The following is a 1586-nucleotide window of genomic DNA, read 5'->3' as shown; positions in this document are numbered from 1 at the left end:
AAGCGTTCCGCTAGTGAAAAACTATATGCCATCCAAACTTATGAAGAAGGAGTGTCCACGTTGTGGGAAGTCGCAAGACTCTTCGGGGTCACACAATCGACCCTACTCAGATGGAGACAGATGTATCGTCAAGGCGGTATCTCAGCTTTGGAGAAACGGTCGGTATGCACGAAGTATTCCAATGAGTTTAAAGAGCGAGCCGTACGCGACGTGCTAGAAAAAGGTGAGCCCGTCATGGACGTCATCATAAAATTAAACATCTCCAGTGCAAGCGTACTCAGACGTTGGATTTCAAACTATAATGGTCGTAGTGAAGACACACTACTAAAGGAGCGATTCGCTATGACCAGAGGAAGAATCACGACATTCGAAGAACGCGTTAGTATAGTCAGCGACTGTCTTAAAAATGGAAAGAAGTATAAAGAAACTGCGAAGACCCACCGGGTCTCCTACCAACAAATCTACAAGTGGGTTCAAAAGTATGAAAAGAATGGGATTGATGGACTGATGGATAGCCGTGGACGTACGAAACCGTTTGAGGAACTGACGGACGTGGATCGCCTCTCCATCGAGATGAAAAAGATTGAGCAAGAGAACGAGCTTCTTCGAATGGAAAATGAGTTCTTAAAAAAGCTAGAGGAGTTCGAAAGGGGGAGAGGTTAGACCAAGTCCGAAATTTGGATAAGTACAAGGCTATACAATCGTTGGCGGACCAGTTCGGCTATTCGATTGTCGCCCTCTGTCGTTTTGCGGACGTATCCCGTGCTGCCTATTATAAATGGTTAAATCGTGTACCGACGGTACGCGAAGAAGAGAACATCATGATCATTGAAGAGCTGACATCTATTCATGAGTCGGTAGATGGAGTCTATGGATGTGAACGAATGGTCTTGAATCTAGATCGCCAATTTAACAGAACGGTTAATCATAAACGGGTTCGTCGCTTGATGCGAATCGCCGGCATTCGTTGCGTCATTCGTCGAACACGACCGAAATATATGAGAACCATACCCGGACAAACGGCAGAAAATCTTCTGAATCGTGAATTCCATGCGGAAAAACCGAATCAGAAATGGTTAACAGATATCACGGAATTCAAATACGGCACCTCAAAAAAGGCTTATTTAAGTGCAATTCTCGATTTGTATGATGGATCAATTCGTTCATTTGTGCTAAGTCGTTCGAATAACAATCAGCTCGTCTTCGATACGCTAAAACTCGCCTTGGATGATGATCCTGGTAGTTTCCCTCTTCTTCATAGTGACCGTGGGTTTCAATATACGTCAAATGCCTTTCATCATATGACTCAACAAGCTGGGATCACACAAAGCATGTCCCGTGCCGGTAAATGCATCGATAATGGTCCAATCGAATCTTTTTGGGGAGCGCTAAAGTGTGAAAGCTACTATCTTCATACATTCGAGGAGTTCGATGAACTCCACGATGCAATCCGACGCTACATTCGATTTTATAATGAGCTGCGGTATCAAAAACGATTAAACGGCTTAAGTCCGCTGGAATTCAGGGCTCAAGCCGTTTAAAAAATTTATATTATTTGACCTGTCTACTTGACGGGGAGCAGTTCA

The 1586-nt window shown here is 44.1% G+C and carries 2 protein-coding genes; both read left to right on the top strand.

The features are described 5' to 3' along the window. The coding region (locus KNP88_RS15715) for a helix-turn-helix domain-containing protein (protein ID WP_251137265.1) at positions 1-663 on the top strand (663 nt) is incomplete at its 5' end. Between the two features lie 14 nt (positions 664-677). Beyond that, positions 678-1541: an IS3 family transposase gene (locus tag KNP88_RS15710; protein ID WP_251137264.1), complete on the top strand. Its 864-nt coding sequence runs from the start codon at positions 678-680 to the stop codon at positions 1539-1541. Positions 1542-1586 lie beyond the last annotated feature (45 nt).

This window comes from Exiguobacterium sp. H66, assembly GCF_018618705.1.
Lineage (GTDB): Bacteria > Bacillota > Bacilli > Exiguobacteriales > Exiguobacteriaceae > Exiguobacterium_A > Exiguobacterium_A oxidotolerans.
Note: the sequence above shows the minus strand (reverse complement) of the source record. Positions and strands in the feature narration are given on the sequence as shown.